This is a genomic window from Agrobacterium sp. LR_9 (genome assembly GCF_041954855.1).
Taxonomy (GTDB): Bacteria; Pseudomonadota; Alphaproteobacteria; order Rhizobiales; family Rhizobiaceae; genus Agrobacterium; species Agrobacterium leguminum.
On sequence record NZ_JAVAYA010000028.1, the window covers coordinates 24,253 to 48,724 of the forward strand.

The following is a 24,472-nucleotide window of genomic DNA, read 5'->3' on the forward strand; positions in this document are numbered from 1 at the left end:
AATGGCCCGCCTCAGAATAGTGTTCCGGTCGACAGCGGTGCGCCTTTCGGCGCTCTATATTTTGCTGTTTGCGCTCTGCGCCGCCTTCCTGGTCTTTTATGTCACTGCCCTTTCCGAACGGCTGCTGAACCAGCAGACGCGTGACGCCGTCTTGCAGGAAGTCTCGGATGTGCAGCGCATCTATAATCGCGGCGGCATCAACCCGCTGCTGCGAATGATGGAACGCCGCGCCCGCCAGCCGGGGGCGAGCCTTTACGTCATCGCCGGGCCGAATGGCGAAATCCTTGCCGGCAACGTCGCTTCGGTGCAGCCGGGCGTTTTCGACAAGGAAGGCTGGACCGGTTTTCCTTTCCGTTACGAGCGTTACTCCGAAAGCGGCGACAGCGTGCAGCATCTGGCCACCGCCAATGTCTTCATGCTGGACAATGGCCTGCGCATCCTGATTGGCCGCGACCTCGGCGAACCCACCAAGTTCCGGGCGCTGGTGCGCAATGCGCTGATGGTGGCGCTCGCCATCATGGGCGGCGGCGCGCTGCTCATCTGGTTCGGCATCGGCCGCAACGCGCTGAAACGCATCGACCGCATGTCGGCGGCGACCAAGAAGATCATGGCGGGCGACCTTTCGCAGCGACTGCCGCAGGGCCGCTCCGGCGATGAATTCGACCGCCTGTCCGGCTCGCTCAACGCCATGCTCGGCCGCATCGAAAAGCTGAATGAAGGCCTGCGGCAGGTCTCCGACAATATCGCCCATGATCTGAAGACGCCGCTGACGCGGCTGCGCAACAAGGCGGCCGCAGCGCTTGACGACAATGACGAGACGAAACGGCGCGCAGCGCTTGAAGGCATCATCGCCGAATCCGACCAGCTTATCCGCACCTTTAACGCGCTCCTGATGATTTCCCGCGTCGAGGCCGGCTCAATTGCAGCAGAAATGACCGATGTGGACGTCTCGGCGATTGCCGCCGACAGCGCCGAACTCTACGAGCCGGTGGCCGAGGATGCCGGGCTTGTGCTGGAGGCCGAAATAGAGGCTGACCTTTCGGTAAAGGGCAACCGCGAGCTGATCGGCCAGGCGCTCTCCAACCTCATCGACAATGCCATGAAATATGCCTGCGAGGGCGAAGGCGATAAAAAACTCGTTGTACGTCTGGCAAGGGAACCGGAGGCCATCGTGCTCTCCGTCGCCGATAACGGCCCCGGCATTCCCGCCGACAAACGCGGCGAGGTGCTGAAACGCTTCGTCAGGCTGGATGAAAGCCGCTCGAAACCCGGAACCGGGCTCGGCCTGTCGCTGGTGGAGGCCGTGATGGAGCTGCATGGCGGATCGCTGACGCTGTCGGACACGGATGCCACGAATGCCGCCTGTCCGGGGCTGACCGTTTCGATGGTGTTTCCCCTTCCGAAACCCTGATGCGTCTCGTACGAACCCGGCATGGTACATAACAGTCAAACCGCGCCGGTAAAACAGGGTCGAATTTTGCAGGAATGCGTGGCGTCAGAGACGCCTGCAATCTGTCCTGTGACGCAAGCGTTCGTAACCAATGGTGATCACCGATGTTTGCGTGGAAACTCCTCGAAAAATAACTGTCTTTTGCGATTGAATTGACAGATGATCGGAAGAATATTCGTCTGGATTATTGCTGAACTTCATAGGTCGGTTTGATGTGATCGACAAAAGGACTTGCGACGGATGGCAGGCACAATTCCCTTGGCCGTCGACCGGCATCACCCGATCATCCTCTTCGATGCCGAATGTGTGTTGTGTTCCGTGAATGCGCAATTCGTTCTGCGGCATGACAGGCGGGGATACTTCCGGCTCGCATCCATGCAGGGAGAAGCGGGGGCGGAAATCTATCGGCGTCATGGCATGGACCCGAAAAATCCGGTCAGCCTGCTGGTCGTGGATGGCGACAGGGTGCGGCAGGACAGCGATGCCGTGTTGAGCATCTATGAAGCGCTTGGCATGCCCTGGCTGCTGCTGGGCGTCCTGCGCATCGTTCCCGCATTCCTGCGCGATCCCGTCTATCGTTATGTCGCCCGCCATCGATACCGATGGTTCGGAAAACGCGAAGAATGCTGGGTAGCGCCGCCGGAGTACCGGGAGAGAATCCTTTGACCATGGCAATGGCCCCCCGTTCAGGTAAACCGGGCAGTGGCACAGAGGCGTCGGCAGGGTAATGAAAATATTGATCCTCGGTGGTTATGGTGTGTTCGGCGGTCGACTGGCGGAACTGCTTGCCGATATGTCCAGCCTTGAAATTCTCGTCTGCGGCCGCAGCCGCGCACGGGCGGAGGCCTTTTGCACAGCCTGGTGCGGACAGGCGCAATTGCGCCCGCTGATGCTCGATCGCCGCGATATCGCAGACGCCCTGCGCATCCACAAGCCCGACCTTGTCGTCGATGCATCGGGGCCTTTCCAGACCTATGGCAGCGCATGTTACGGCGTGATAACGGCATGCATCGACGCCGGGATAGACTATCTCGATTTCGCCGATGCCGCCGATTTCGTTTTCGGCGTCAGCCAATTCGACGAGCGGGCAAAAGCCGCCGGTGTTTTCGTTCTGTCAGGCGTCAGCAGTTTTCCCGTTCTGACGGCCGCCGTTCTGCGCGAAATGGAAAGGACCATGGACATTCTCGCCGTCGAGGGCGGAATAGCGCCGTCTCCTTATGCCGGGATCGGCCTCAACGTCATGCGGGCGGTCGTGGGTTATGCCGGCGCGCCGGTAAAACTCTGGCGGCATGGCGGGCCGTCGCATGGCGTCGGCCTTGCGGAAAGCAGGCGCTTCACCGTCGCCGTGCCCGGCAGGCTGCCGTTGCGCAATATTCACTTTTCGCTGGTCGATGTGCCGGATTTGCAGGTGATTCCACCGGAACACCCGTCGATGACCGATATATGGATGGGGGCCGGTCCCGTGCCGGAGTTTTTGCACCGCATGTTGAACCTTCTGGCGAAAGCGCGAGCGCGGTTCGGCCTTCCCTCATTCGCGCCGCTATCGCCGCTGTTTCATGCCGTGCTGAACCGGATGCGCTTTGGCGAACATCGCGGCGGCATGTTCGTCCGCGCGCAGGGGCGTGCAGCGGGCAGGCCGATGGAGATGAGCTGGCATTTGCTGGCCGAAGGCGATGATGGCCCCTACATCCCCTCCATGGCTATCGAGGCCCTTGTCCGCAAGATGCTGAGCGGCGAGCGCCCGCTGCCCGGCGCACGCGCTGGTACGGATGCGCTGAACCTTGCCGATTACGACCGGCTTTTCCGCAGCAAGACGATCTACACGGGGTTCCGCCGCGAGGAACCCGACGTCCCGCTGTTCCGCCAGCTTCTCGGCCCGGCCTTCGATGACTTGGCGCCGCGGCTGCGGGAACTGCACGACAGCAAGGCTCCGCGACAATGGAGCGGGGTCGCCGAGATACGCCGCGGACAGGGCATGCTGGCCCGCATGGTTTCCGCGCTCGTCGGCTTTCCGCAGGCGGGAAAGCAGATTCCCGTCAGGGTCACCTTCAGGCCGGAAAAGGGCAAGGAGCGCTGGACGCGGAATTTCGGCGGGCGGCGCTTCTCGTCCACACAGTCGGCCGGCATGGGCAAGGATCAATATCTGCTGGCGGAGCGCTTCGGCGTCGTTACCGTCGCTCTGGCGCTGGTGCTCGATGGCGGCCGGCTGGCTCTCATCCCCCGGCGATGGCATCTTCTGGGCGTACCGCTGCCCGGCTTTCTTCTGCCGAAGGGTCAGAGTTTCGAGTCAGAGGAAAACGGCCGCTTCCACTTCGATGTGGAAATTTCTCTGCCCTTCATCGGTCTCGTCGTCGCTTATAAGGGCACGCTGGAACCGGCCGCCGGTTCTGTGGACCATCGCGGCCCCGGTGAAACGCCTTGCGGCGCTTCACCGGGTGAGGAGGCGTGAGGGCAGGGACGCCTTTCCTCATTGGGGACGTGGCGGAGTTCGCATCCGTGGCCGCGCGGTTCTCCTGCTCGCGGTTCAGAACGTGTAAGCCACGCCCACCATCGCAAACGGCTGAATATCTTTCTTCGACAGGGGGCTGTCCTTGGCATCGCCCAGCAGGAAGCCGACGCCGCCTGTGCCGGTGATAGACCAGTTCTCGGTCATAAGGTAAGTGACGGAGGCGCTGGCGTCGACGCGCTTGAAGCCTGATTTCGCGTCGAAGCGGCGCAGGCCCGAGCGGGCGGACTGGGCCGAGGTGACGCCGAAATAGGATTTCATGTGCTTGTCGTCGGCCCAGGTGGCGGAAAGGTCGGCGCCCAGGATGAACTGGTCCACCTTGTGCGAGACGCTGGCGCCGATGGTCGCGGTCAGGCCTTCGCTGCCGTCGATGGTCTTGTCCACCTTGGCGTAGATGTCGAAGGGGTCCACGCCATAGGCGATGACGCCGCCGACCACGCCGGCCGCCTTGATATCGCCCATTCCGCGCAGGTTTTTCCTGTCGTCCTTTTCCTTGCGCCCGGCTTCCCAGCCGCCCTTCACACCCAGCCTGAAGCCGTTGTGGTTCAAAAGGTTGACGGTGACACCGCTGAAATCGATGCTCAGTGTATCTCCATATTCGATTGAAACCAGCGGCACGGCGCCTGCTTCCAGCTTGTCAGAGCCTTCATATTTGGGGGCGTAGGCGGCACCGACACCGAGCGTGATCTTCCAGTCGCTGGAGCTGCTGTAGCGGGCATTGTCGAAATTGCCCTGCGGATCGGCCAACCGGTCCGATTTGCCGATGTCGGCGGCAAAAACGGGTGTGCAGACGGCCTGCGCCATGGGCAGCGCCGTCAGGCAAAGGGCCATCGCGCGCAGGTTCTTTTGCAATTTCGCTGTAAAAATCTGTTTCATGATCATATCCGTTGCAACACCGAGCGTTGGAAAACCGGGGAGTCGGGTTTCGTTGAGGCTGACGCTACGCGGGCACAATTGCGGAGACATTACGGGGAACGGCGCTTTGGAAAACATCGCCATCGGCGGTTTTATGATCGCAAAGCGGCCTGCATTTGTTACAACGCCAGATGCATGCGCCGGGAGGATTCCGAGAGGTGCGGCGGCAGGGACGTTTCGGGTGCGGCGCATCCGGTCCTGAAAGCCGCATGTCAGGGAGCGGCGAGAGGATAGTCGGAAGAGGGAGAGACAAAGTGACGAAACGGGAAACCGCTGAAAGGCGGCTGAGCGAGGTTCTGCCGGGCGTGATCCGCCCCTACACGCAGACGGAACTGAAATCCGTTCTTTCGACGCTGAAGGATATCGGCAAAAGCGAGCCGGCGGTGGCCGCGCTGCTTGCCGGGGAAAGTCCGCTGAAGGATTTTATCGCCGCGGCTTTCACGCTGTCCCCCTATCTGCGTGACATGGCGTCGGCGGATGAGGGGCTTTTGTCGCTGGCGATGTCGAAACCGCTCGAGCCGCTGCTGGCGGGTCTCGTCCATGAGGCGCGCGATTGCTGGAAGCCGGGCGAAGAAGGCGGGGTGCCGAGCGAAAACGAGGTGATGTCGCGGCTGAGGGTGGCCAAGCGGCGGCTCTCTTTCATCGCAGCACTTGCCGATCTGGCGCGCATCTTCACCGCCCGCGATACGACACGCTGGCTGAGCGACATGGCGGATGCATCGCTTTCCGCCGCCATCGATCACCTGCTGCTCGCCGCCCATGAGAGCGGCAAGCTGAAACTGAAGAATGTCGCAGCCCCCAGCGACGGGTCGGGCCTCATCGTGCTCGGCATGGGCAAGCTCGGCGCGCGCGAACTGAACTATTCCTCCGATATCGACGCCGTAGTGTTCTTCGAACCTTCAGCCGGCATCATGGACGATCCCTATGATGCGACGGAGAATTTCGGTCGGATGATGCGCCGCCTGGTCCGCATCATGCAGGAGCGCACGGCCGATGGTTACGTCTTCCGCACCGATCTGCGGCTGCGCCCCGATCCCGGCTCGACGCCGCTCGCCATCCCCGTGGAGGCGGCGCTGCTTTATTACGAGGGCAGGGGGCAGAACTGGGAACGCGCCGCCTATATCAAGGCGCGGCTGGTGGCGGGCGATATCAAGGCGGGTGAGAATTTCCTGCGCGAGTTGACGCCCTTCATCTTCCGCAAATATCTCGATTATGCGGCGATTGCCGATATTCATTCCATCAAGCGGCAGATCCACGCCCATAAGGGCCATGGCGCGATTGCGGTGAAGGGCCACAATGTCAAGCTCGGGCGCGGCGGCATCCGCGAGATCGAGTTCTTCGCGCAGACCCAGCAGCTTATCGCCGGCGGCCGCATGCCGGCGCTCAGGGTGCGCGCAACGCAGGAGGCGCTTGCGGCGCTAACCGAGGCGAAATGGATCGACGCCGAGACGCGCGACAGCCTGACGGAGGCCTATTGGTTCCTGCGTGAGGTGGAGCACCGCATCCAGATGGTGCGCGACGAGCAGACCCATGTGCTACCCGACACCGAAGCCGAACTGAAGCGCATCGCCTTCATGCTCGGTTTCGAGGACACCAAGGCCTTTTCGGAAAAGCTGGAACAGGTGCTGCGGCTGGTGGAGCGGCGTTATTCGGCGCTGTTCGAGCAGGAGGTGAAACTGTCTGGCGAGGCCGGCAATCTGGTCTTCACCGGCCAGAAGGACGATCCCGATACGTTAAAGACGCTCTCCGCCCTCGGCTTCGAGCGGCCGGAGGATATTTCCCGCGTCATCCGCACCTGGCACAATGGCCGCTACCGGGCGACGCAATCCGTCGAGGCGCGCGAGCGGTTGACGGAGCTGACGCCTGACCTGCTCAGGGCCTTCGGTGAAAGCAAGCGGGCCGATGACGCGCTGCTGCGTTTCGACAATTTCCTCTCCGGTCTGCCCGCGGGCATCCAGCTCTTTTCGCTGCTCGGAAACAACCCGGCGCTGCTTGACCTGCTGGTGACGATCATGTCGTCCGCACCGCGCCTTGCCGAAATCATCGCCGCCCGTCCGCATGTCTTCGACGGCATGCTGGACCCGGCATTGATGAGCGACGTGCCGACGCGCGATTATCTCGCCCACCGCATGGGAAGCTTTCTCTCCAATGCCCGGCATTATGAGGATATTCTCGACCGACTTCGCATTTTCGCTGCCGAACAGCGGTTCCTGATCGGGGTTCGGCTGCTGACCGGCGCGATCCGCGGCGAGGTTGCCGCCCGCGCCTTCACCCACCTTGCCGATCTTGTCATCGAGGCGGCGCTGAATGCGGTTCTGGCGGAGATGGAAGCGGCGCATGGGCCTTATCCCGGCGGGCGCGTGGCTGTCATGGGCATGGGCAAGCTCGGCTCCTTCGAGCTGACGGCCGGTTCGGATGTCGATCTCATTCTGCTTTACGATTATGACGATGCCGCCCATGAATCCACCGGCGCAAAGCCGCTCGATGTCGTGCGTTATTTCACCCGCGTCACCCAGAGACTGATCGCCGCGCTTTCCGCGCCGACGGCGGAGGGCGTGCTTTACGAGGTGGACATGCGGCTGCGCCCCTCCGGTAACAAGGGGCCGGTGGCGACGCGGATTTCCGCTTTCGAGAAATACCAGCGCGAGGAGGCCTGGACCTGGGAGCACATGGCGCTCTCCCGCGCCCGCCTGATCTGCGGCGATGCCTCGCTGATGGAGGATGCACGCCGCATCATCGCCTCCATCCTTTCGCAGAAGCGCGATGTGGCCAAGGTCTCGGCCGATGTGCTGGAGATGCGAAACCTCATCGAGCAGGAAAAGCCGCCGGAAAACAACTGGGATTTCAAGCTCATGAATGGCGGGCTGATCGACCTCGAATTCATCGCCCAATATCTGGCGCTGGTGGGGCCGGTGAAGGGGCTTGCCGCGCACGAACCGGGGCGCAACACGGCCGAGGCGCTGCAGGCGCTCGCCGCGCCTGTCATGGAGCCGCAGGCTTTCGATGACTGCATGGCGGCGATGGGGCTTTATACGGAAATATCGCAGATCGTACGGCTGTGCATCGATGGCGCCTTCAACCCGAAGGAGGCGCCGGCGGGTCTCACTGATCTCGTCTGCCGGGCGGGGGATTGCCCTGACATTCCTACACTGGAGGGAGAGGTGAAGCGGCTGGCGAAGGCGGTGCGGAAGGCGTTTGTGGGGACGGTGAAGAATGGTGGGTGATGTGGGTGGGTAAGGCTTCACCCCCCTCTGCCCTGCCGGGCATCTCCCCCTCAAGGGGGGAGATCGATATGCAGCAACGGCGCGATCATCTCAAACGTTGCGAATTTGGCGGGGAGCATCCGTCTAGCTGATCTCCCCCCTTGAGGGGGAGATGCCCGACAGGGCAGAGGGGGGTAATCGCGCACTCGACCTGTACATATTGCAGGAAACTCAGCGCGTCCGACGCCACCTCAATGCACCGTCCCGCAGCACCCCGCCGCATGCGGAATGATGATCGTCACCACCGTGCCACGGCCCTCACAGGAGCGGATTTTCATCGTGCCGCCATGCAGCTTGACGAGCGAGCGGGAAATCGCAAGCCCGAGGCCGGAGCCGCCCTGGCTCTTGGCATATTGGCTCTGCACCTGTTCAAAGGGCTGGCCGATCTTGTTGAGCGCCTGGGCGGGAATGCCGATGCCGGTGTCTGCGATGGTGAGGATCATCGCCGCCTGATGCACATGGGTGCGCAGCGCGATGCGGCCGCCGTCGCCGGTGAATTTCACGGCGTTGGAGAGCAGGTTGAGCATGATCTGCTTCATGGCGCGACGGTCGCCCTGCATGGTCAGCCCAGCGCAGACCTTCTGCTGCACGGTGATGTTCTTCTGCTCGGCCTGAATGGCGGTCAGCCGCAGGGTTTCCTCGATCAGCGGCGCGAGATCGATTGTCTCGCGGTTGATGCGCATATGGCCCGCCTCGATCTTCGACATGTCGAGAATATCGTTGATGACGTTCAAGAGGTGTTTGCCGCTATCGTGAATATCGCGGGCATATTCGGAATATTTCGGCGAACCGACCGGTCCGAACATTTCGTTTTGCAGGATGTCGGAAAAGCCGAGAATGGCGTTGAGCGGCGTGCGCAGCTCATGGCTCATATTGGCGAGGAATTCGGATTTCGCCCGGTTGGCGGCCTGGGCGCGCTCTTTTTCGGCGAGGTAATTGGCGTTGGCGTCGGAAAGCTCGGTCTTCTGCCGCTCCAGCTTGTGCTGCGAGGCGGAAAGATCGCCGATGGTGGCCATCAGCCGGCGCTCGGAATCGCGCAGTCGTTCCTGATGGCGCTTCAGAAGGGTAATATCGGTGCCGACCGAGACGAGACCGCCATCGCGGGTGCGGCGTTCGTTGATCTGCAGCCAGCGGTCATCGGCAAGCTGCACTTCGGTGGTGCGCGACAGGCCGGACTGGTCCGGATCGGCAACGCGACGTTCAACGACGGGGCGGGCGGCTGCGGCATAGACGGTGCTTTTTTCCGTGCCGGCCACCAGCACGCTGTCCGGCAGGCCATAGGCCTTCTGGTAATGGGTGTTGCACATCACCAAACGGTCGTTCTTGTCCCATAGCACGAAGGCTTCCGAGGTGGACTCGATGGCGTCGGCAAGGCGCTGGTCGGCCTCGGCGTAGCGTTGCGCAAGGCGGTGTTGTTCGGTCACATCCATGGCGATGCCGATGACGCGCGGGCCGTTATTGGTGCGGATGACCTGGGCGCGGGCGCGCAGCCAGACATAATGGCCCTTGGCATGGCGCATGCGGAAGATCTGGTCGATCTGGCGCAGATTGCCGCAGCCGACGGCGCGGGCAAGCTCATAGAGATTGCCGTCTTCGGAATGCATCATGCGGGCGGCGTCGGAGAAGGAAAGCGGCGCTGCTTTGGGCGGCAGCCCGAGAATTTCGTAGAGCGAACCCGACCAGAACATGCGTCGGGTGGAAAGATCGAAATCCCACAAGCCGCAGCGGCCGCGAGACAGCGCGGTTTCGACCCGCAGGTTGGATTCGGCGAAGATGTCGTCGGCGTCGCGGGCGCGCTTCACCTGCATGTAATAGGCATAGAGCACGACCAGCAGGATCGAGGAGATGCCGGCAAACAGCGTCACGTTCATGGCGATTTCGCTGCGCCAGAAGGAACGGATCGGCTGTAGCGAGCGGGCCGCGATCACCATCGCGCCGTCGTCGCCGAAGGGGATCATCGTCGCATAGTGCTGCTGGCCGTCAATATTGGTCTCGATGGTGCCGGGCGCACCGGGGAAACGCTGCACGATGGCTATTTCAGGAAGCAAAGCCGGCAGCGACGTGCCGATATAAAGCATCGCTTCCTTGCCGGCGCCCGCGAAAATGCGGCCATTGCTGCCCGAAAGAAGCACCATGGTGCCGTCGGCAAGGCTGCCGGATGGCAGCGCCGCGACCAGATTGGCTTCGGCGCGGGCACGGTCCTGCGCGGTGAAAACGGTATCGTTGTTGAGAAGGGCCGCCTTGGCCGTCAGCGCCGTCAGCGCCGTGGAATGGCGGGCGGCCTCTTCCATGCGGCTATATTCGGCAACGATGCCCAGCATGCGCGAGGCCGCGACGACGACGAGAAAGGCGAGGATGAGAATGGGAATGAGACGTTTCAGCAGGGTCTCGACCTGCGGCATCGGGCGGTCGGAGCCATTCATCAAACCCATCAGGTCGCTGGAAAGCCTTTCGCCCCAGGCCGCAAGATCAGAAAATTTGGCATACGGCCGCTCATCGCCCGCAGTCGCCCGCCGCACGTTCGTCATTGTCCCGCCTTCAAGATGTCCCCAGTGATTCGAAGCGCCGCCGCTCGAATATGACTAGTGAATCAAATGCGATTCGCCGTGTCCAGAGGCAAAAGTTAAAAGAATTTTAACCCCTTGAACCGACTCCGTATTTTTTCGGGACGGTCTGTTTCCGCTTTGGTGAAGGCGGGAATTATGAACGAAATCAGTGAGCCGGCAATCTGATCCGGTCTTTGCGGAGCGCCGCTGGAACAGGCGTCAGGCTCCGTCGAAGGCGTCGAGAGCCGGGCCAAGCGCGCTGATCACGCCATTGCCGGCCGCCGGAAGACCGGTCAGCACCGCACTGATGATATCGTCGCGGCTTGCGCCCCGCACCTTGGCTTCCATCACGTGAAAGGCGAGACCGCTTTCAAGACGCAGGGCGGCAAGAATGCCGATATAGATCAGGCTCTGTGTTTTCGCATCGAGCGTGGACGCCGCCCCGAGACCCTGCACGGCCTGAAACCATGCCGCCTTGTGGGCCGGAGCATCGGTCATGAAGCGCTGAAACGAAGCGCTGGTCCTGGACATATCCGTCATCTGAAATTCCTTTCCGGTCTTCAGCCGTTCCCGGCCTCTCGCGCACCATCATGCCGCGCAACGCAATACGCCGCCTTGATGGCGATCAAGACGGCGTATCGGCATTGTCCGGAGTTTTGGCGGGGCGGTCAGCCCTTCAGGATGCGCCCGACGATGTCGCTTACATCCGTCGACAGGCCCTTGGCGTCGGCGATCGTCGAAAGCGCCGCCTTGGCGTGCTCGGCACGGCTTGCCTCCAGCGACCGCCAGGAGCGCATGGAAGTGAGAATGCGGGCGGCAAGCTGCGGATTGCGCTTGTCGATGGCGATGATCTGCTCCGCCAGGAACCGGTAAGCGGCGCCATCGGCGCGGTGGAAGCCGGTAGGGTTGGCGAAGGCAAGCGTGCCGACGAGCGAGCGGACCCGGTTCGGATTGGTGGCGATGAAATGTTTCGATTTCATCAGTGCCTTGATCCGGTCGAGTGCGCCGTCGCCCGGAATGGCTGCCTGCAGCGAGAACCACTTGTCGAGCACGAGCGCATTGTCGGCAAAGCGCTTTTCGAAGGCGGCAAGCGCTTCCTTTGTCTCCGTGCTTTCCGGGAAACGCTGGGTCAGCACGCTGAGCGCATGGGCGAGATCGGTCATGTTGGTGGCCTCAGTAAAGGCCTTTGCCGCGCGGGCCGGCGTTTCCTCGGCAAAGGCGAGGAAGGTCAGCGCGCCGTTGCGCAGCGAACGGCGTCCCGCACTTGCCGCATCCGGGCTGTAGGCCTCGCCATCAGCCGTGCTTTCGGCAAGCCGCCGCAGCGTTTCGAGCCCGGCTGTCGCAATGGCCTTGATGGTGGCGTTGCGCGCCTTGTGGATGGCGTCCGGGTCATTGTCGCCGCCCATTTCGCGGGCGATATCCGTTTCGCTCGGCAAGGCGAGAGCCTGCGCCCTGAAGGCGGGCTCAAGTGCGTCGTTGCCGATGATTTCGATGAGCGTTGCGGTCAGCTCCGCATCCGTTTGAACGTCCTTGCCATTCTGCACGGCCCTGGTGGCGGCAATCAGCGCTGGCAGGGCAAGATCGGTCAGCGCCTGAAAGCGCGCGAACATGTCCGTCTCATGCCGGGCGATCTGCACCAGATCGGCCGCATTCTGCTCGAAATCCAGATTGATCGGCGCTGAGAAGCTGCGGTTGATCGACACCACCGGCCGCGAGGAAATGCCGGAGAAGGAGAATGTCTGGTTGCGTTCGGTCAGATGCAGCACGCCGTCGCGATACTCGCCGCCTTCGACGGCCTGAGGCTCGGCGATCTGGCCATTGTCGAGGATCAGAGCCAGCGACAGCGGAATGTGACGCGGCTGTTTTACCGGCTGGCCGGGCGTCGGCGCGGTCGTCTGCTCCAGCGTCAGCCTGAAGGTGGCGTTGCCGGCGTCGTAGGCCGAGGAGACGGAAACGAGCGGCGTGCCCGCTTCGGTGTACCACAGCGAAAACTGCGAAAGGTCACGGCCGCTGGCGTCAGCAAAGCTCCTGACGAAATCCTCGACGGTGGCGGCTTCGCCGTCATGGCGCTCGAAATAGAGGTCCATGCCCTTCTTGAAGTCGTCCGCGCCGAGGATCGTGGCGATCATGCGGGTGACTTCGGCACCCTTTTCATAAACGGTCGTCGTGTAGAAATTGTTGATTTCGCGATAGGTATCGGGACGCGGCGGATGCGCCAGCGGGCCGGAATCCTCGGGAAACTGCTCCGATTTCAGATGGCGCACATCGGCGATGCGCTTGACCGGCCGAGAGCGCATCTCGGCGGAAAATTCCTGATCGCGATAGACCGTCAGGCCTTCCTTCAGGCACAGCTGGAACCAGTCGCGGCAGGTGATGCGGTTGCCGGTCCAGTTGTGGAAATATTCGTGCGCAATGATGCGCTCGATATTGGCGTAATCCGCATCGGAGGCGGTTTCCGGGTCTGCCAGCACGAATTTGTCGTTGAAGACGTTGAGACCCTTGTTCTCCATGGCGCCCATGTTGAAATCGGATACGGCGACGATCATGAAGATATCGAGGTCGTATTCGCGGCCGAAGCGCTCTTCGTCCCACTTCATCGAACGCTTCAGCGCGTCCATGGCATAAGCCGCACGCGGCTCCTTGCCGTGCTCGACATAAATCTTCAGCGCGACTTCCCGGCCGGACATGGTGGTGAAGGTATCTTCCACCACGCCGAGATCGCCGGCGACGAGTGCGAAGAGATAGCTGGGCTTCGGATGCGGATCGAACCATGCCGCAAAGTGACGGCCTTCATCGTAATTGCCGCCGCCGAGGAAATTGCCGTTCGAGAGCAGCAGGGGATTGCCGTCCTTCGCCGCGATGATCGTCACTGTATAGGGCGCCAGAACATCCGGGCGGTCGGGGAAGTAGGTAATGCGGCGGAAGCCTTCCGCCTCGCATTGGGTGCAATAGACGCCATTGGTGCGGTAAAGCCCCATGAGCTGCGTATTGACCTGCGGATTGATGTAATTGGTGACGCAGATTTCGAAGGGCGCCTCCGCCGGCAGGTCGCGGATGGTCAGGCTCTCCGGCGTCGCCTCATATTGACCGGCGGGAAGCTCCACCTGGTCGAGCAGCAGGCTGGAAAGCTTCAGCTCGTCGCCATCGAGAACCAGCGGCGCCTGCCGCTCGGCGCCTTCGCGCCGGTGAAAGATCAGACGGGCTTCGACCTTGGTATTCTTGGGGTCGAGTTCGAAGGTGAGATCCACCCGCTCCAGAACGAAATCGGTGGGGCGGTAATCTGCCAGGTGAACGATCTGGCCCGTGTCTGTTCGCATGACTGTCCCTGAATAACTTTGCGTGGTCTTCCCGGCATCATGTCGTCATAAGGCCCGGATGTAAAATGGGTAGAATATTCGTCACGTTCATGTGCGCGTCGGAGGACGTTCTGTCCCGCCATGGAAGGCTTTGCCGGCCATGCAGACAATCCTCCCGCCGCCGGACCTGTGGACCATGGCAGCAAATGTTGAACGATTGCTGAAATTATATTTTATTTTCTTCAAATTTTAGCGCGCGTCGCTTTTGGTTTGCATCATTTCCGCAGCCGCGAAAACAATCCCTCCCCAAATCGACGGAATTCACGGGTAAATTACATTTTTTGTTGTAAAGCGCCGGAGGAATGCTCTAGCCTTGCGCAATTCCAATTCCCCTGCGTCGTCCTCCCCGCATGAAAAATCTCCCGATGGCGTGTTTGCGCAGCCGATATGAGTAGTTGCCAATGAACGCCGAACCGATGAATCCCTTTCGCGGGATTAGCCTGAAGCTGATTTCGGTCGGCTTTTTTCTTGTCATGCAGACCTGTATCAAGGCCGCAGGCGATGTACCTGCCGGCCAGATCACCTTCTTCCGCTCCGCTTTCGCCATTCTCCCGATTGTCGTCTATCTGGCGTGGCTGCATGCGCTGACGAGCGCGCTGCACACCAATAATCTTTTCGGCCATTTCAAGCGCGGGTTTCTGGGCATCCTGTCCATGGCCTGCGGCTTTTACGGGCTGACCATGCTGCCGCTGCCGGAATTCATCGCCATCGGTTATGCCTCGCCGCTTCTCGCGGTCGTTTTCGCGGCCGTCATCCTGCATGAAAAGGTGCGCATCTATCGCTGGAGCGCGGTCTTCGTCGGTATGACGGGCGTGCTGGTGATTCTCTGGCCGAAGATGACGCTTCTGAGGGAAGGCGGTTTTGCCGCGGGTGAGGGGCTGGGGGCCATTGCCGTATTGTGCGGTGCGGCGCTCGGCGGTCTGGCGATGATCCAGGTGCGGCAACTGGTGGAGACAGAAAAGACGCCGACCATCGTGCTTTATTTTTCGCTCACCGCCACGCTGCTGTCGCTCGTCAGCGTGCCTTTCGGCTGGAGCGCTCTGAGCATGACGCAGGCCATGCTGCTGATCACCAGCGGCATCTGCGGCGGGGTTGCGCAAATCTTCCTGACGGAGAGTTATCGGCACGCCGAAGTCTCGGTCATCGCGCCCTTCGAATACAGCTCCATCATCTTCGGCATCGCGGTCTCCTACATTCTGTTCGGAGATATTCCCACGGTGACGATGCTGATCGGCACGGCGATCGTTATCCTTGCCGGCATCTTCATCATCTTTCGCGAGCATCAGCTGGGCCTGGCAAGACGGGCGGCCCGCAAGGCCTCGACGCCGCAGGGGTGAGAGATGTTATTGCCGGTGTTTCATGGCAACCGCTTCCGTCATCCCGGCCTTGAGCCGGGATCCAGCCGACGCGCGTCCGCGCGGCGAAAAGAGTTCTTTCAGCCCAAGGACTTGGGCTGGCTGGATGCCGGATCAGGTTCGGCATGACGGAGACTTATGATCGTAAAAACCGCAAAAGCAAAAGGCGCCTTCCCGAAGAAAGACGCCAGCGCGCAATCATATCTGTGGACCAGCGCTAGACTGGCCTGAGTGCTTCTCAGCGCTCGCGAAAATCCGCAAAGACTGCCGAGGGACGCGTCACGCGGACCTGCTGCATGGCAGCGCGTGCGGTCATCTGTTCGTTTGCGGCTGCGCCGAAACGATGGTAGCCCTGACTGGAGCGAGGGCCGAGGCCCGCCAGGCGGAGCGTTTCAAAGCCGGAATGTACCGGACGGAAGCGAGTGGTCATTGCCTTGGTTCCTTAAACCTATTCCTCCCAAGACATGGGGCTATATCGCAGCGCAGCATGGATTCGGCAAGCTGAGCAAATGCGCCGCTGTTATGCGCATTGTGCATGGCTTTTTTCATAATTCATTTACATTGAGCAATAATAAGGCAGTCAGCCTTCGGCAATCCTTGCCTGAAAAGCCAATAAATCCTGCCATGCCAATGACTTGCTGGCAGGCGCATTCAAAAGTTCCTGCGGATGCAGGCTGGCCAAAGCCGGCAAAATCAGGTGTCCGGCTGCGACATCACGCCACTGTCCGCGCAGCGTATGGATCGTGCCGGTGCCGCCAAAGAAGAAACGTGCGGTAAAGTTGCCGAGAAGCAACAGTTGTTTCGGCTCTGCAAGGGCGATCTGACGCTCGATGAAGGGGCGGCAGATATCCATTTCGGCCTGAGTCGGCGGGCGGTTGCCCGGCGGCCGCCACGGCACGACATTGCCGAGCATGATGGTACTGCGCTCAAGCCCGATGGCTGCCAGCATTCGGTCGAGCAACAGCCCGGCCTTGCCGGCGAAGGGCAGGCCCTCGCGGTCGTCATCGGCATCCGGCATCGGGCCGATGACCATGATGGCGGAAGCGGGGTCGCCTTCGGTAAAGATCGTATTGCGCGCGCTGTTCTTGAGGTTGCAGCCGCTGAAACCGTCGAGCGCGGTTTTCAGCTCGGCAAGCGACCGCGCGCTTTCGGCCGCAAAACGCGCCGCCGCCACCGCCTGCTCGTCCGGCATGGCGACATTCTGCTGAATGGCGGGAGCCGCCGGTGCGCCGCGCGCCGGGGCGCTGCGCGTCGCCGCCTGCCGCTGAGGCGCATCGGCACGGCGGTCCGCCGGCCTTTCCATCTGGCGTGAAGCTGCTGCGGCCTCCTGCGCAGGCGCGGATCGGGCCGGGCGGGCGGCGGCAAATTCGGCGAAACGATCGACCGGCTGGTCTTCCAGCAGCCAGTCCACGCCCGCATCCGCATGGAAATGCAGGAGGGCGGCGAGTTCGGCCGGGGAGAGGTCGTGAGCGGCGATCATGGGCGGAAATTACCCCATGTTCCCCGCCCGGGAAACCCGCAAATCACACTGTCCAGCGCTGAATGTCGCCGCTTTCGCCGATCATGGCCAGACCATGGGCAATCGAGAGCAACTCGCCGCCGCTTTCGATGCGGTCGGCGTCGAAACGGCGGGTGAAAAGCTCCCGAACCGCCGGCACGAAGGAGGTGCCGCCAGTCAGGAACACCTTGTCGATGGCTTCGGGCGCGACTTTCGTTTTTTCCAGAACCTCGTCGAGCGCTTCTTCTATCTTGGCGAGGTCTTCGGCGATCCAATTGTTGAAATCGCTGCGCTTCACCATCTTGCGGCCGGCCTTGCCCAATGGTGCAAAGTTGAATTCCGCTTCTTCCGCCGAGGAGAGCGCCATCTTGGTGGCGGAAATCGCCTGATAGAGCGGATAACCCTCGTCATGTTCGACCAGATCGATGAAGAGTTCGAGCTTTTCCGGCTCCAGCGCCGAGCGCACCAGCGATTTCAGGTCGGTGAACTCCTTCGAGGTCTTGAAGATCGACAGCTGGTTCCAGCGGCCGAAATTCACGTAATAGCCGGAGGGTACGTCCAGCACCTTGTCGAAGCTCTTGAACTTGCTGCCCTTGCCGATTTCCGGCGAGACCAGATTGTCGATCATGCGGAAGTCGAAATGATCGCCCGCCACGCCGACGCCGGAATGGCCGATGGGGGTGGCGGAAAGCTTGCCGGCATGGGTCTCGAAACGGATCAGCGAATAGTCCGTCGTGCCGCCGCCGAAATCCGCCACCAGCACATTGGCGTCCTTCTTCAGGCTCTGGGCGAAATAATAGGCGGCTGCCACCGGCTCGTAGACATAGTGGATTTCCGGGAAACCGGCGCGGGTGAGCGCCTCGTTGTAACGGGCGAGCGCCAGCGTTTCATCCGGATTGCTGCCGGCGAAACGCACCGGCCGGCCGGCGATGACGGTGGAGACATCCCCCGGCCATTCCTCGCCCGCATAGGTCTTCAGCTTGCGCAGGAACACGTCCATCAGATCCTCGAAGCTATGGCGCTTGGCGAAGATCAGCGTGCCCTGAAACAGCGGCGAGGCCGCAAATGTCTTGATCGACTGCAGGAAACGGCAGTCGCCGGCATTGTCGATGAATTGCCGGATGGCGGCATGGCCGGCTTCCACATGCAGGGCGGCCGCACCAAGGCCGGCATCCTTCATGAAGGAGAGCGCCGTGCGCATGCTATCATCCGTGCCCGCGCTGCTGGTGAAGCGCATGGAACGGCTGGCACCGCCCGCGTCGGAAAGAGCCATGACCGTGTTGGTCGTGCCGAAATCGAGGCCGAGAGCCCGCTTTTGCGTCATCGCCATATCCTTGTTGCCGATAGAAACACCCGCCCGGCCTGAAAGGCGGCCCGGCGTGAAAATAAGGGATGCCTTTGGCACCCCGATGTCAGAGGAGGGCGGTTGATTGCACAGGGCTGACGGAATGGCAAGCGCCTGCACCCGGGTTTATTGTGAAAATTGCATGAAGTAATTGCCATGGCTGGAAGGCCGTCCTGCTGCCGGCATTAAATATTTTTTCGCATAAAGCGAGTATAAGGCTGAACTATAGCGTTAAAGAGCAGATTTATTTTTGTATTTGTTGTGTTTGCAGACGCGGAGCCCCGATGTCCCGAAAGCCGGCCCGTTCCTCCCTCGAAGACGTGTTGCCGGCGCAAAACGCCCGCGGCGATGCGGAGAGCTTCAACCGCCATCTCATGGACCTGATGGCGGCGTCCCAGCAGGGTTATGCCCTTTTCGACGGCGAAGATGAACTGCGTTTCGCCAACACGGCGTTCCGCATGGCGCTCGGCATCGGGCCGGACGAATTTCCGACATGGGCCGATCTGATGCGCATCGGTTACCGCAACTCCACCGGCACGGCCGTCGAGACCGCCGATTTCGAATTATGGCTGCGCTCGGCGGGAACGAGGCGCGGCAAGCTGCCGTATCGCACCATTGAAACCAGCCTCAATGACGGGCGCTGGATGCTGACGACCGAGACGACGCTGCCGGGCGGCTGGATGCTTTGCGTCGTCACCGATATTTCCGAACTCGGTGTTGAGCTGCGCGATCTTCGCCAGGAGCGGGACAGGGCGCTGAAATTCGCCCTGAGCGACGAGTTGACCGGCCTCGGCAACCGCCGCTACGTCATGGATATTCTTAATCACAGGCTTGGCCCCAACAAGGCCGAGGCCCTTGCCGTCATCATCATGGACATAGACCACTTCAAGTCCGTGAACGACCGTTTTGGCCATGCCTGCGGCGATCTGGTTCTCAAGGACTTCGCCGCCCGACTTTCCGCTGCGGTCGCCCGCGACGATCTCGTGGGGCGGATCGGCGGTGAGGAGTTCCTGCTGATGGTCGCCGGTTCGCGCGTTTTGGGGGTTGAGGCGGTCATGCAGGGGGTGCTGTCATCACTGGCGCAGGCCTCACCGCTCGCAGACATGCCCGGTTTCCGATACAGCTGCTCGGCGGGCATTGCCTTTGCAAATCCGGGCGAGAGCGCAAGCGATGTCCTGCGCCGCGCCGATACCGCCCTCTACGAGGCCAAGAATACTGGCCGGAACCGCTACGTGATCTACGGAGCGGCTTCCTGACCGGATTCGTAGCTCTGTGGCCTTAATTCGACTTCGCCGCGCCGCCATCTACCCTGAGCATCGTGCCGGTGATGTAGCTTGCCGGCACCGAGCAGAGGAAAGCGCCGGCGGCGGCAAATTCCTCGACCGTCCCGAGACGACCGGCCGGAATGCTCTTGACGGAAGCCTCGCGAATTTCCTCGACGCTTTTGCCCAGACGCTTGGCGTTGGCGCCATCGAGTTCATCGATGCGGTCGGTGTGGATACGGCCGGGCAGCAGCAGGTTGGAGGTGATGCCGAAGGAGGCCACTTCGGAGGACAGCGTCTTGCTCCAGCCGACCAGTGCGCCGCGCAGCGTATTGGACAGCGCCAGATTGGCGATCGGCTCGAACACGCCGGAGGAAGCGACGGTCAGGATGCGGCCGAAACCCTGTTCCTTCATCTGCGGCAAAAGCGCATTGGTGAGCGTGATGACGCGCAGCACCATCGACTGGAAGAAGGTATCCAGCTTGTCGGCCGTCATTTCCTGCGCAAGGCCCGGCGTCGGGCCGCCGGTGTTGTTGACGAGAATATCGATGCCGCCGAGCTTTTCCCTGACGGCCTGAACCATGGCCTCGACGAAATTGTCCTCGGCCAGATCGCCCCAGACCCAGTCGGCCTTGCCCTTGCCAAGCGCATTGATCGCCTTGCAATTCGCCTCCAGCTTTTCGCCGCTTCTGCCGACAAGAAGGACATGTGCGCCTTCTTTCGCCAGCGCGGTGGCAATGCCCAGCCCAAGGCCGCGAGAGGAGGCGAGAACGAGGGCGCGTTTGCCGGAAATGCCGAGATCCATGGGTTTTGTCCTGTCTTGTGAGTGCTCGATGTGCTGTTTATAGAGCATTTCCAGGAAAAGTGGACCCCGGTTTTCCGCCTGGAAATGCTACAAAACAAAGAGTTAGAGGGTTTTCTCGATTCAAGGAAAAGGGAAAACGCTTAGAGCAAGGTAGCGTCCGGTTTGAAGGTAAAGACACGTCATGACAGAACAATCCCTGCTCAAATTCTCCATTGCCGTCACGGTTCTCCTGGCGCTCTTCGGCATCGGCGCAGGCCTGTTCTCCGGCTCCTTCGCCGTGGTTTTCGATGGTGTCTATGCGCTGACGGATGCTTTCATGACGGTGCTGGCGCTGCTTGTCGCGCGGCTGATCGCCGCTTCCGCAGCGCCCAAGCCCGGCGGCCGGCTGGTGGAGCGTTTCACAATGGGCTTCTGGCATCTGGAGCCGATGGTGCTCGGGCTTAACGGCACGCTCCTGATGGGGGCGGCGATCTACGCCCTCATCAATGCCGTCGACAGCCTGATGGATGGCGGCAGATCGATCGAGTTCGATTACGCCATTGTCGTCACCTTCGTCAGCTTCGCCGTCTCGCTCGCCATGGCATGGTTCGTCAAACGGCAGAACCGCCGGCTGAAATCCGCCTTCGTGGCGCTGGACGCCAAAAGCTGGCTGATGAGCGCGCTTCTGAGCATGGCGCTCTTCGTCGCCTTCGCCGTGGGTTACGGGCTCACGGGAACGGCGCAGGCATGGCTCGCACCCTACATCGACCCGGCCGTGCTGGCGCTGGTCTGCCTCGTCATCATTCCCATGCCGCTCGGCAATGTGAAACAGGCGCTCGCGGACATCCTTCTGGTGACCCCGCTGGAATTCAAGCAGCATGTGGACCGCGTGGCGGCCGAAACGGTGGAGAAATTCGGCTTTTCCTCGCACTATTCCTATGTCGCCCGCGTCGGCCGCGGCCGTCAGATCGAACTCTTTTTCATCGTGCCGAAGAACTGGCCGCCACGGCGTCTGGAAGAATGGGACGCGATCCGCGACGAAATCGGCGATGCGCTGGGCGGCGAGGGGAGCGACCGCTGGCTGACGATCGTGTTCACGACGGATGAGGAATGGGCGGTTTGATGTTGGAGAGCGATTTTAGCTAGTCGGCTTGTGGCCCAAACCGATTGTAGCACTGATCTGGACGGGACCGATGAGGGGAGAGCGGATTGGCAAGTTTCACGCTGAGAGAGAGGGAAGAGGTCTTCCAGTGTCGCTCAAGCCGGAGTTTTGCACCAAACGCTTGCTACAGAAATTCCTTTAGAAGTCGGCAGTGGCGATTTTGAAGCAACTTGGGAGTTTGCGATAGGAACGGCTCCATCTTCGTGGGGGCATTTTACGCGCGTTTGATGTGGGTGGCCACCAATTGCCTGAAGTCCTCGATCTGTGCTGGCGTCAGGACGCGCTTGGGCAGCATGTTGAACACGCGCGCGCTCTGATAGAGGAGGATCACTTTGCTGTCTTCGGTCCATTTGAGATAGTCGTTCCAAGGAACATTCCAGTCGCCCTGCTGTCCCTTGCTCCTAAAGCCTTCCTCAGACCATGTAACCGTGATCGGCTGCTGAAGGGTTTTCTGTTCTGCGTAGGCCTTGCGGGCAAACACGGCAGCGCCGAAAAAATACTGGTAGAGCGGTATTGAGATCACAACCACCACACAGATGTAGAAGAGCGACATGAAAGGCGCATCGGGGAATCGCAGCGCCAACGTGAAGAGCGAGGCAAGCAGCAAAGCAACGAAAATCAGCCAGCAAACGAGCGGCCAGCGTGAGGTTGAATATTTCAGTATGAACAGCTTGTTGGCAGCAACATAGTCGTCGGCGGTCAAAGTGAAGGTGACGCTGCGGTTCATATCTCTCATTGTCTCCCTGGTAAGATACCACACCTATGACATAATTCTCAAAACCTGCGACACGTTTTGCTGTTGTACTATGTCCGGTTTGCAGCGTCGCGATCAAGCCGGTGAACGTCTTCAATGGGGGCGACAGCGGACAATCATCGATACGTAAAGGTACGTCCGCTTTTGGCGCAAACAGAAGCGCCGCCATTGATGAAGCGAGCCGAATGGGCGTTTCACCCGCGGTAAACGCGAGAGTGGCACAAATGCCGACTACCCTTGACGGCTACACTCCCAACTTCTATTTTCATTATTACGTGAACGTAAAAGTAATTCATCAATCATCAGGTTGTCTGACAATTGACTGGCGTGCGACATGTTTTGCCGCTATAGAAGCTCGACAAAGGCGTCCTGCTTTGCGAAGACAGGCGCTGGTGGATGCGGTGTCGCGTATGGCTTTTTGACCGGCGCAGGCGATGCGCCGGGAATGCCGGAAAGCGGATATAACAACAGCCGGATGGGACCGGCGATGCGGAGAGGATGAGATGACGGAAGCGATGGAACTGCCCGAACGCGAAGCGATGGAATTCGACGTTGTGATCGTTGGCGCGGGTCCTGCGGGCCTTGCCGCCGCGATCCGGCTGAAGCAGGTGGAGCCGGAGCTTTCGGTCGTCGTTCTCGAAAAGGGTGCCGAAGTCGGCGCGCATATTCTCTCCGGCGCGGTTGTCGATCCGATCGGCATCGACAGGCTGCTGCCGGGCTGGCGCGAAGAGGAGGGGCATCCCTTCAAGACCGAGGTGAAGGACGACCAGTTCCTGTTCTTAGGCCCGGCCGGCTCCATCCGCCTGCCGAATTTCATGATGCCACCGCTGATGAACAATCACGGCAATTACATCGTCTCGCTCGGGCTGGTCTGTCGCTGGCTGGCGGAAAAGGCGGAAGGGCTCGGCGTCGAAATCTATCCGGGCTTTGCCGCAACCGAAGTGCTCTATAACGATGAGGGTGCGGTGATCGGTGTCGCCACCGGCGATATGGGCATCGAGAAGAACGGTGAGCCGGGCCCGAACTTCACCCGCGGCATGGAGCTGCACGGCAAATACGTGCTGATCGGCGAAGGCGTGCGCGGTTCGCTCGCCAAGCAGCTGATTTCCAAATTCGATTTGTCCCGGAATCGCGAGCCGCAGAAATTCGGCATCGGCATCAAGGAACTCTGGCAGGTGAAGCCGGAGAAGCACAAACAGGGTCTCGTGCAGCATTCCTTCGGCTGGCCGCTCGGTTTCAAGACCGGCGGCGGTTCCTTCCTCTATCATCTCGAGGATAACCTCGTCGCCGTCGGCTTCGTGGTGCACCTCAACTACAAGAACCCCTATCTTTATCCCTTCGAGGAATTCCAGCGCTTCAAGACGCATCCGGCCATCCGCGAGACCTTCGAGGGCGGCAGGCGCATCTCCTATGGCGCGCGCGCCATCACCGAAGGCGGCTACCAGTCGGTGCCGAAGCTCACCTTCCCCGGCGGTGCGCTGATCGGCTGTTCCGCCGGTTTCGTCAATGTGCCGCGCATCAAGGGCAGCCATAATGCGGTGCTGTCGGGCATGCTGGCAGCGGAAAAGATCGCCGCAGCGATTTCCGCCGGCCGCGCCCATGACGAGGTGGCGGAGATCGAGGCGGAATGGCGCGACGGCGACATCGGCAAGGACCTGAAGCGGGTCAGGAACGTCAAGCCGCTGTGGTCGAAATTCGGCACGCTCATCGGCGTCGGTCTTGGCGGTCTCGACATGTGGACGAACCAGCTGTTCGGCTTCTCCTTCTTCGGCACGCTGAAGCACGGCAAGACGGATGCGCAGAGCCTTGAGCCGGCCTCGAAACACAAGCCGATCGCCTATCCGAAACCGGATGGCGTGTTGACCTTCGACCGCCTCTCCTCGGTGTTCCTGTCCTCCACCAACCATGAGGAAGACCAGCCGGTGCATCTTCAGGTGAAGGACATGGCGCTGCAGAAATCGTCCGAGCACGACGTCTTTGCCGGCCCTTCGACGCGTTATTGTCCGGCCGGCGTTTACGAATGGGTGGAGAAGGACGGCGAAGAAGTCTACGTCATCAACGCCCAGAACTGCGTGCACTGCAAGACCTGCGACATCAAGGACCCCAACCAGAACATCAACTGGGTGCCGCCGCAGGGCGGCGAGGGGCCGGTTTACGCCAATATGTGATGGCGATTACGGCCGAAGCCTTCTCTTCCGTCATGCTCGGGCCTGTCCCACTACTGTCCGGTTTAAATTTGGTGGACATGGCGCACGGTGTTGATTCTACTCGTATTC

Annotated in this window: 17 protein-coding genes; 8 read left to right on the forward strand and 9 right to left on the reverse strand. The window is 61.1% G+C overall.

What is annotated here, in order from left to right; translation table 11 throughout:
- Position 1 precedes the first annotated feature (1 nt).
- From RAC79_RS22545 to RAC79_RS22555, 3 genes are all read left to right on the forward strand, one after another.
- Entirely contained in the window at positions 2-1,411 is a 1,410-nt protein-coding gene (locus tag RAC79_RS22545) for an ATP-binding protein (protein ID WP_174044137.1), read from the forward strand.
- 279 nt (positions 1,412-1,690) lie between these two features.
- Complete coding sequence (locus RAC79_RS22550; protein WP_125144621.1) at positions 1,691-2,116, forward strand: thiol-disulfide oxidoreductase DCC family protein; 426 nt, start codon at positions 1,691-1,693, stop codon at positions 2,114-2,116.
- 61 nt (positions 2,117-2,177) lie between these two features.
- Positions 2,178-3,899 carry a DUF4166 domain-containing protein gene (locus tag RAC79_RS22555; protein WP_374997555.1) on the forward strand — a complete coding sequence of 574 codons (1,722 nt, stop codon included), beginning with the start codon at positions 2,178-2,180 and terminating at the stop codon, positions 3,897-3,899.
- Positions 3,900-3,974: 75 nt separating this feature from the next.
- Here RAC79_RS22555 and RAC79_RS22560 read toward each other — a convergent pair whose 3' ends face one another.
- Positions 3,975-4,838 (reverse strand): MipA/OmpV family protein, encoded by an 864-nt coding sequence (locus RAC79_RS22560; protein ID WP_174038964.1) that lies wholly within the window; start codon positions 4,836-4,838, stop codon positions 3,975-3,977.
- A 287-nt stretch (positions 4,839-5,125) separates the two neighbouring features.
- On the opposite strand from RAC79_RS22560, the gene RAC79_RS22565 reads away from it, so the two are divergent.
- Positions 5,126-8,095: a bifunctional [glutamine synthetase] adenylyltransferase/[glutamine synthetase]-adenylyl-L-tyrosine phosphorylase gene (locus RAC79_RS22565; RefSeq protein WP_374997556.1), complete on the forward strand. Its 2,970-nt coding sequence runs from the start codon at positions 5,126-5,128 to the stop codon at positions 8,093-8,095.
- Between the two features lie 230 nt (positions 8,096-8,325).
- Here the strand turns inward: RAC79_RS22565 and RAC79_RS22570 are convergent, their stop codons facing one another.
- The 3 genes from RAC79_RS22570 to pepN all read right to left on the reverse strand — a co-directional run bounded on the left by RAC79_RS22570 (position 8,326) and on the right by pepN (position 13,997).
- Positions 8,326-10,662 carry a PAS domain-containing sensor histidine kinase gene (locus RAC79_RS22570; RefSeq protein ID WP_078054246.1) on the reverse strand — a complete coding sequence of 779 codons (2,337 nt, stop codon included), beginning with the start codon at positions 10,660-10,662 and terminating at the stop codon, positions 8,326-8,328.
- A 237-nt stretch (positions 10,663-10,899) separates the two neighbouring features.
- The gene (locus RAC79_RS22575) at positions 10,900-11,220 is read right to left on the reverse strand and encodes a carboxymuconolactone decarboxylase family protein (RefSeq protein ID WP_065654163.1); all 321 of its coding nucleotides are present in this window, start codon (positions 11,218-11,220) and stop codon (positions 10,900-10,902) included.
- 128 nt (positions 11,221-11,348) lie between these two features.
- Positions 11,349-13,997, reverse strand: coding sequence for an aminopeptidase N (pepN, locus tag RAC79_RS22580; protein WP_174038966.1), 2,649 nt, complete (start codon positions 13,995-13,997; stop codon positions 11,349-11,351).
- A gap of 440 nt (positions 13,998-14,437) precedes the next feature.
- Between pepN and RAC79_RS22585 the strand changes: the two genes are divergently transcribed.
- Positions 14,438-15,373, forward strand: a complete 936-nt coding sequence (locus RAC79_RS22585; RefSeq protein WP_059753763.1) for a DMT family transporter — start codon at positions 14,438-14,440, stop codon at positions 15,371-15,373.
- Positions 15,374-15,629: 256 nt separating this feature from the next.
- Here the strand turns inward: RAC79_RS22585 and RAC79_RS22590 are convergent, their stop codons facing one another.
- The 3 genes from RAC79_RS22590 to RAC79_RS22600 form a co-directional block, all read right to left on the reverse strand.
- The gene (locus RAC79_RS22590; protein ID WP_003509784.1) at positions 15,630-15,821 is read right to left on the reverse strand and encodes a hypothetical protein; all 192 of its coding nucleotides are present in this window, start codon (positions 15,819-15,821) and stop codon (positions 15,630-15,632) included.
- A 150-nt stretch (positions 15,822-15,971) separates the two neighbouring features.
- Positions 15,972-16,871 carry a uracil-DNA glycosylase family protein gene (locus RAC79_RS22595; protein WP_174038967.1) on the reverse strand — a complete coding sequence of 300 codons (900 nt, stop codon included), beginning with the start codon at positions 16,869-16,871 and terminating at the stop codon, positions 15,972-15,974.
- A 43-nt stretch (positions 16,872-16,914) separates the two neighbouring features.
- Positions 16,915-18,213: an Hsp70 family protein gene (locus RAC79_RS22600; protein ID WP_174038968.1), complete on the reverse strand. Its 1,299-nt coding sequence runs from the start codon at positions 18,211-18,213 to the stop codon at positions 16,915-16,917.
- A 305-nt stretch (positions 18,214-18,518) separates the two neighbouring features.
- Here RAC79_RS22600 and RAC79_RS22605 point away from each other — a divergent pair, with 305 nt between their 5' ends.
- On the forward strand, positions 18,519-19,490 hold the full coding sequence (locus RAC79_RS22605; RefSeq protein ID WP_174038969.1) for a diguanylate cyclase: 972 nt from the start codon (positions 18,519-18,521) through the stop codon (positions 19,488-19,490).
- A gap of 22 nt (positions 19,491-19,512) precedes the next feature.
- On the opposite strand, the gene RAC79_RS22610 is transcribed toward RAC79_RS22605, so the two are convergent.
- Positions 19,513-20,301: an SDR family oxidoreductase gene (locus RAC79_RS22610; protein ID WP_142846221.1), complete on the reverse strand. Its 789-nt coding sequence runs from the start codon at positions 20,299-20,301 to the stop codon at positions 19,513-19,515.
- Between the two features lie 181 nt (positions 20,302-20,482).
- On the opposite strand from RAC79_RS22610, the gene RAC79_RS22615 reads away from it, so the two are divergent.
- Positions 20,483-21,403 carry a cation diffusion facilitator family transporter gene (locus RAC79_RS22615; RefSeq protein WP_003524087.1) on the forward strand — a complete coding sequence of 307 codons (921 nt, stop codon included), beginning with the start codon at positions 20,483-20,485 and terminating at the stop codon, positions 21,401-21,403.
- Between the two features lie 253 nt (positions 21,404-21,656).
- On the opposite strand, the gene RAC79_RS22620 is transcribed toward RAC79_RS22615, so the two are convergent.
- On the reverse strand, positions 21,657-22,169 hold the full coding sequence (locus tag RAC79_RS22620) for a YcxB family protein (RefSeq protein ID WP_078054242.1): 513 nt from the start codon (positions 22,167-22,169) through the stop codon (positions 21,657-21,659).
- A gap of 530 nt (positions 22,170-22,699) precedes the next feature.
- Here RAC79_RS22620 and RAC79_RS22625 point away from each other — a divergent pair.
- Positions 22,700-24,364: an electron transfer flavoprotein-ubiquinone oxidoreductase gene (locus RAC79_RS22625; RefSeq protein WP_174038971.1), complete on the forward strand. Its 1,665-nt coding sequence runs from the start codon at positions 22,700-22,702 to the stop codon at positions 24,362-24,364.
- The last annotated feature ends 108 nt before the right edge of the window (positions 24,365-24,472 follow it).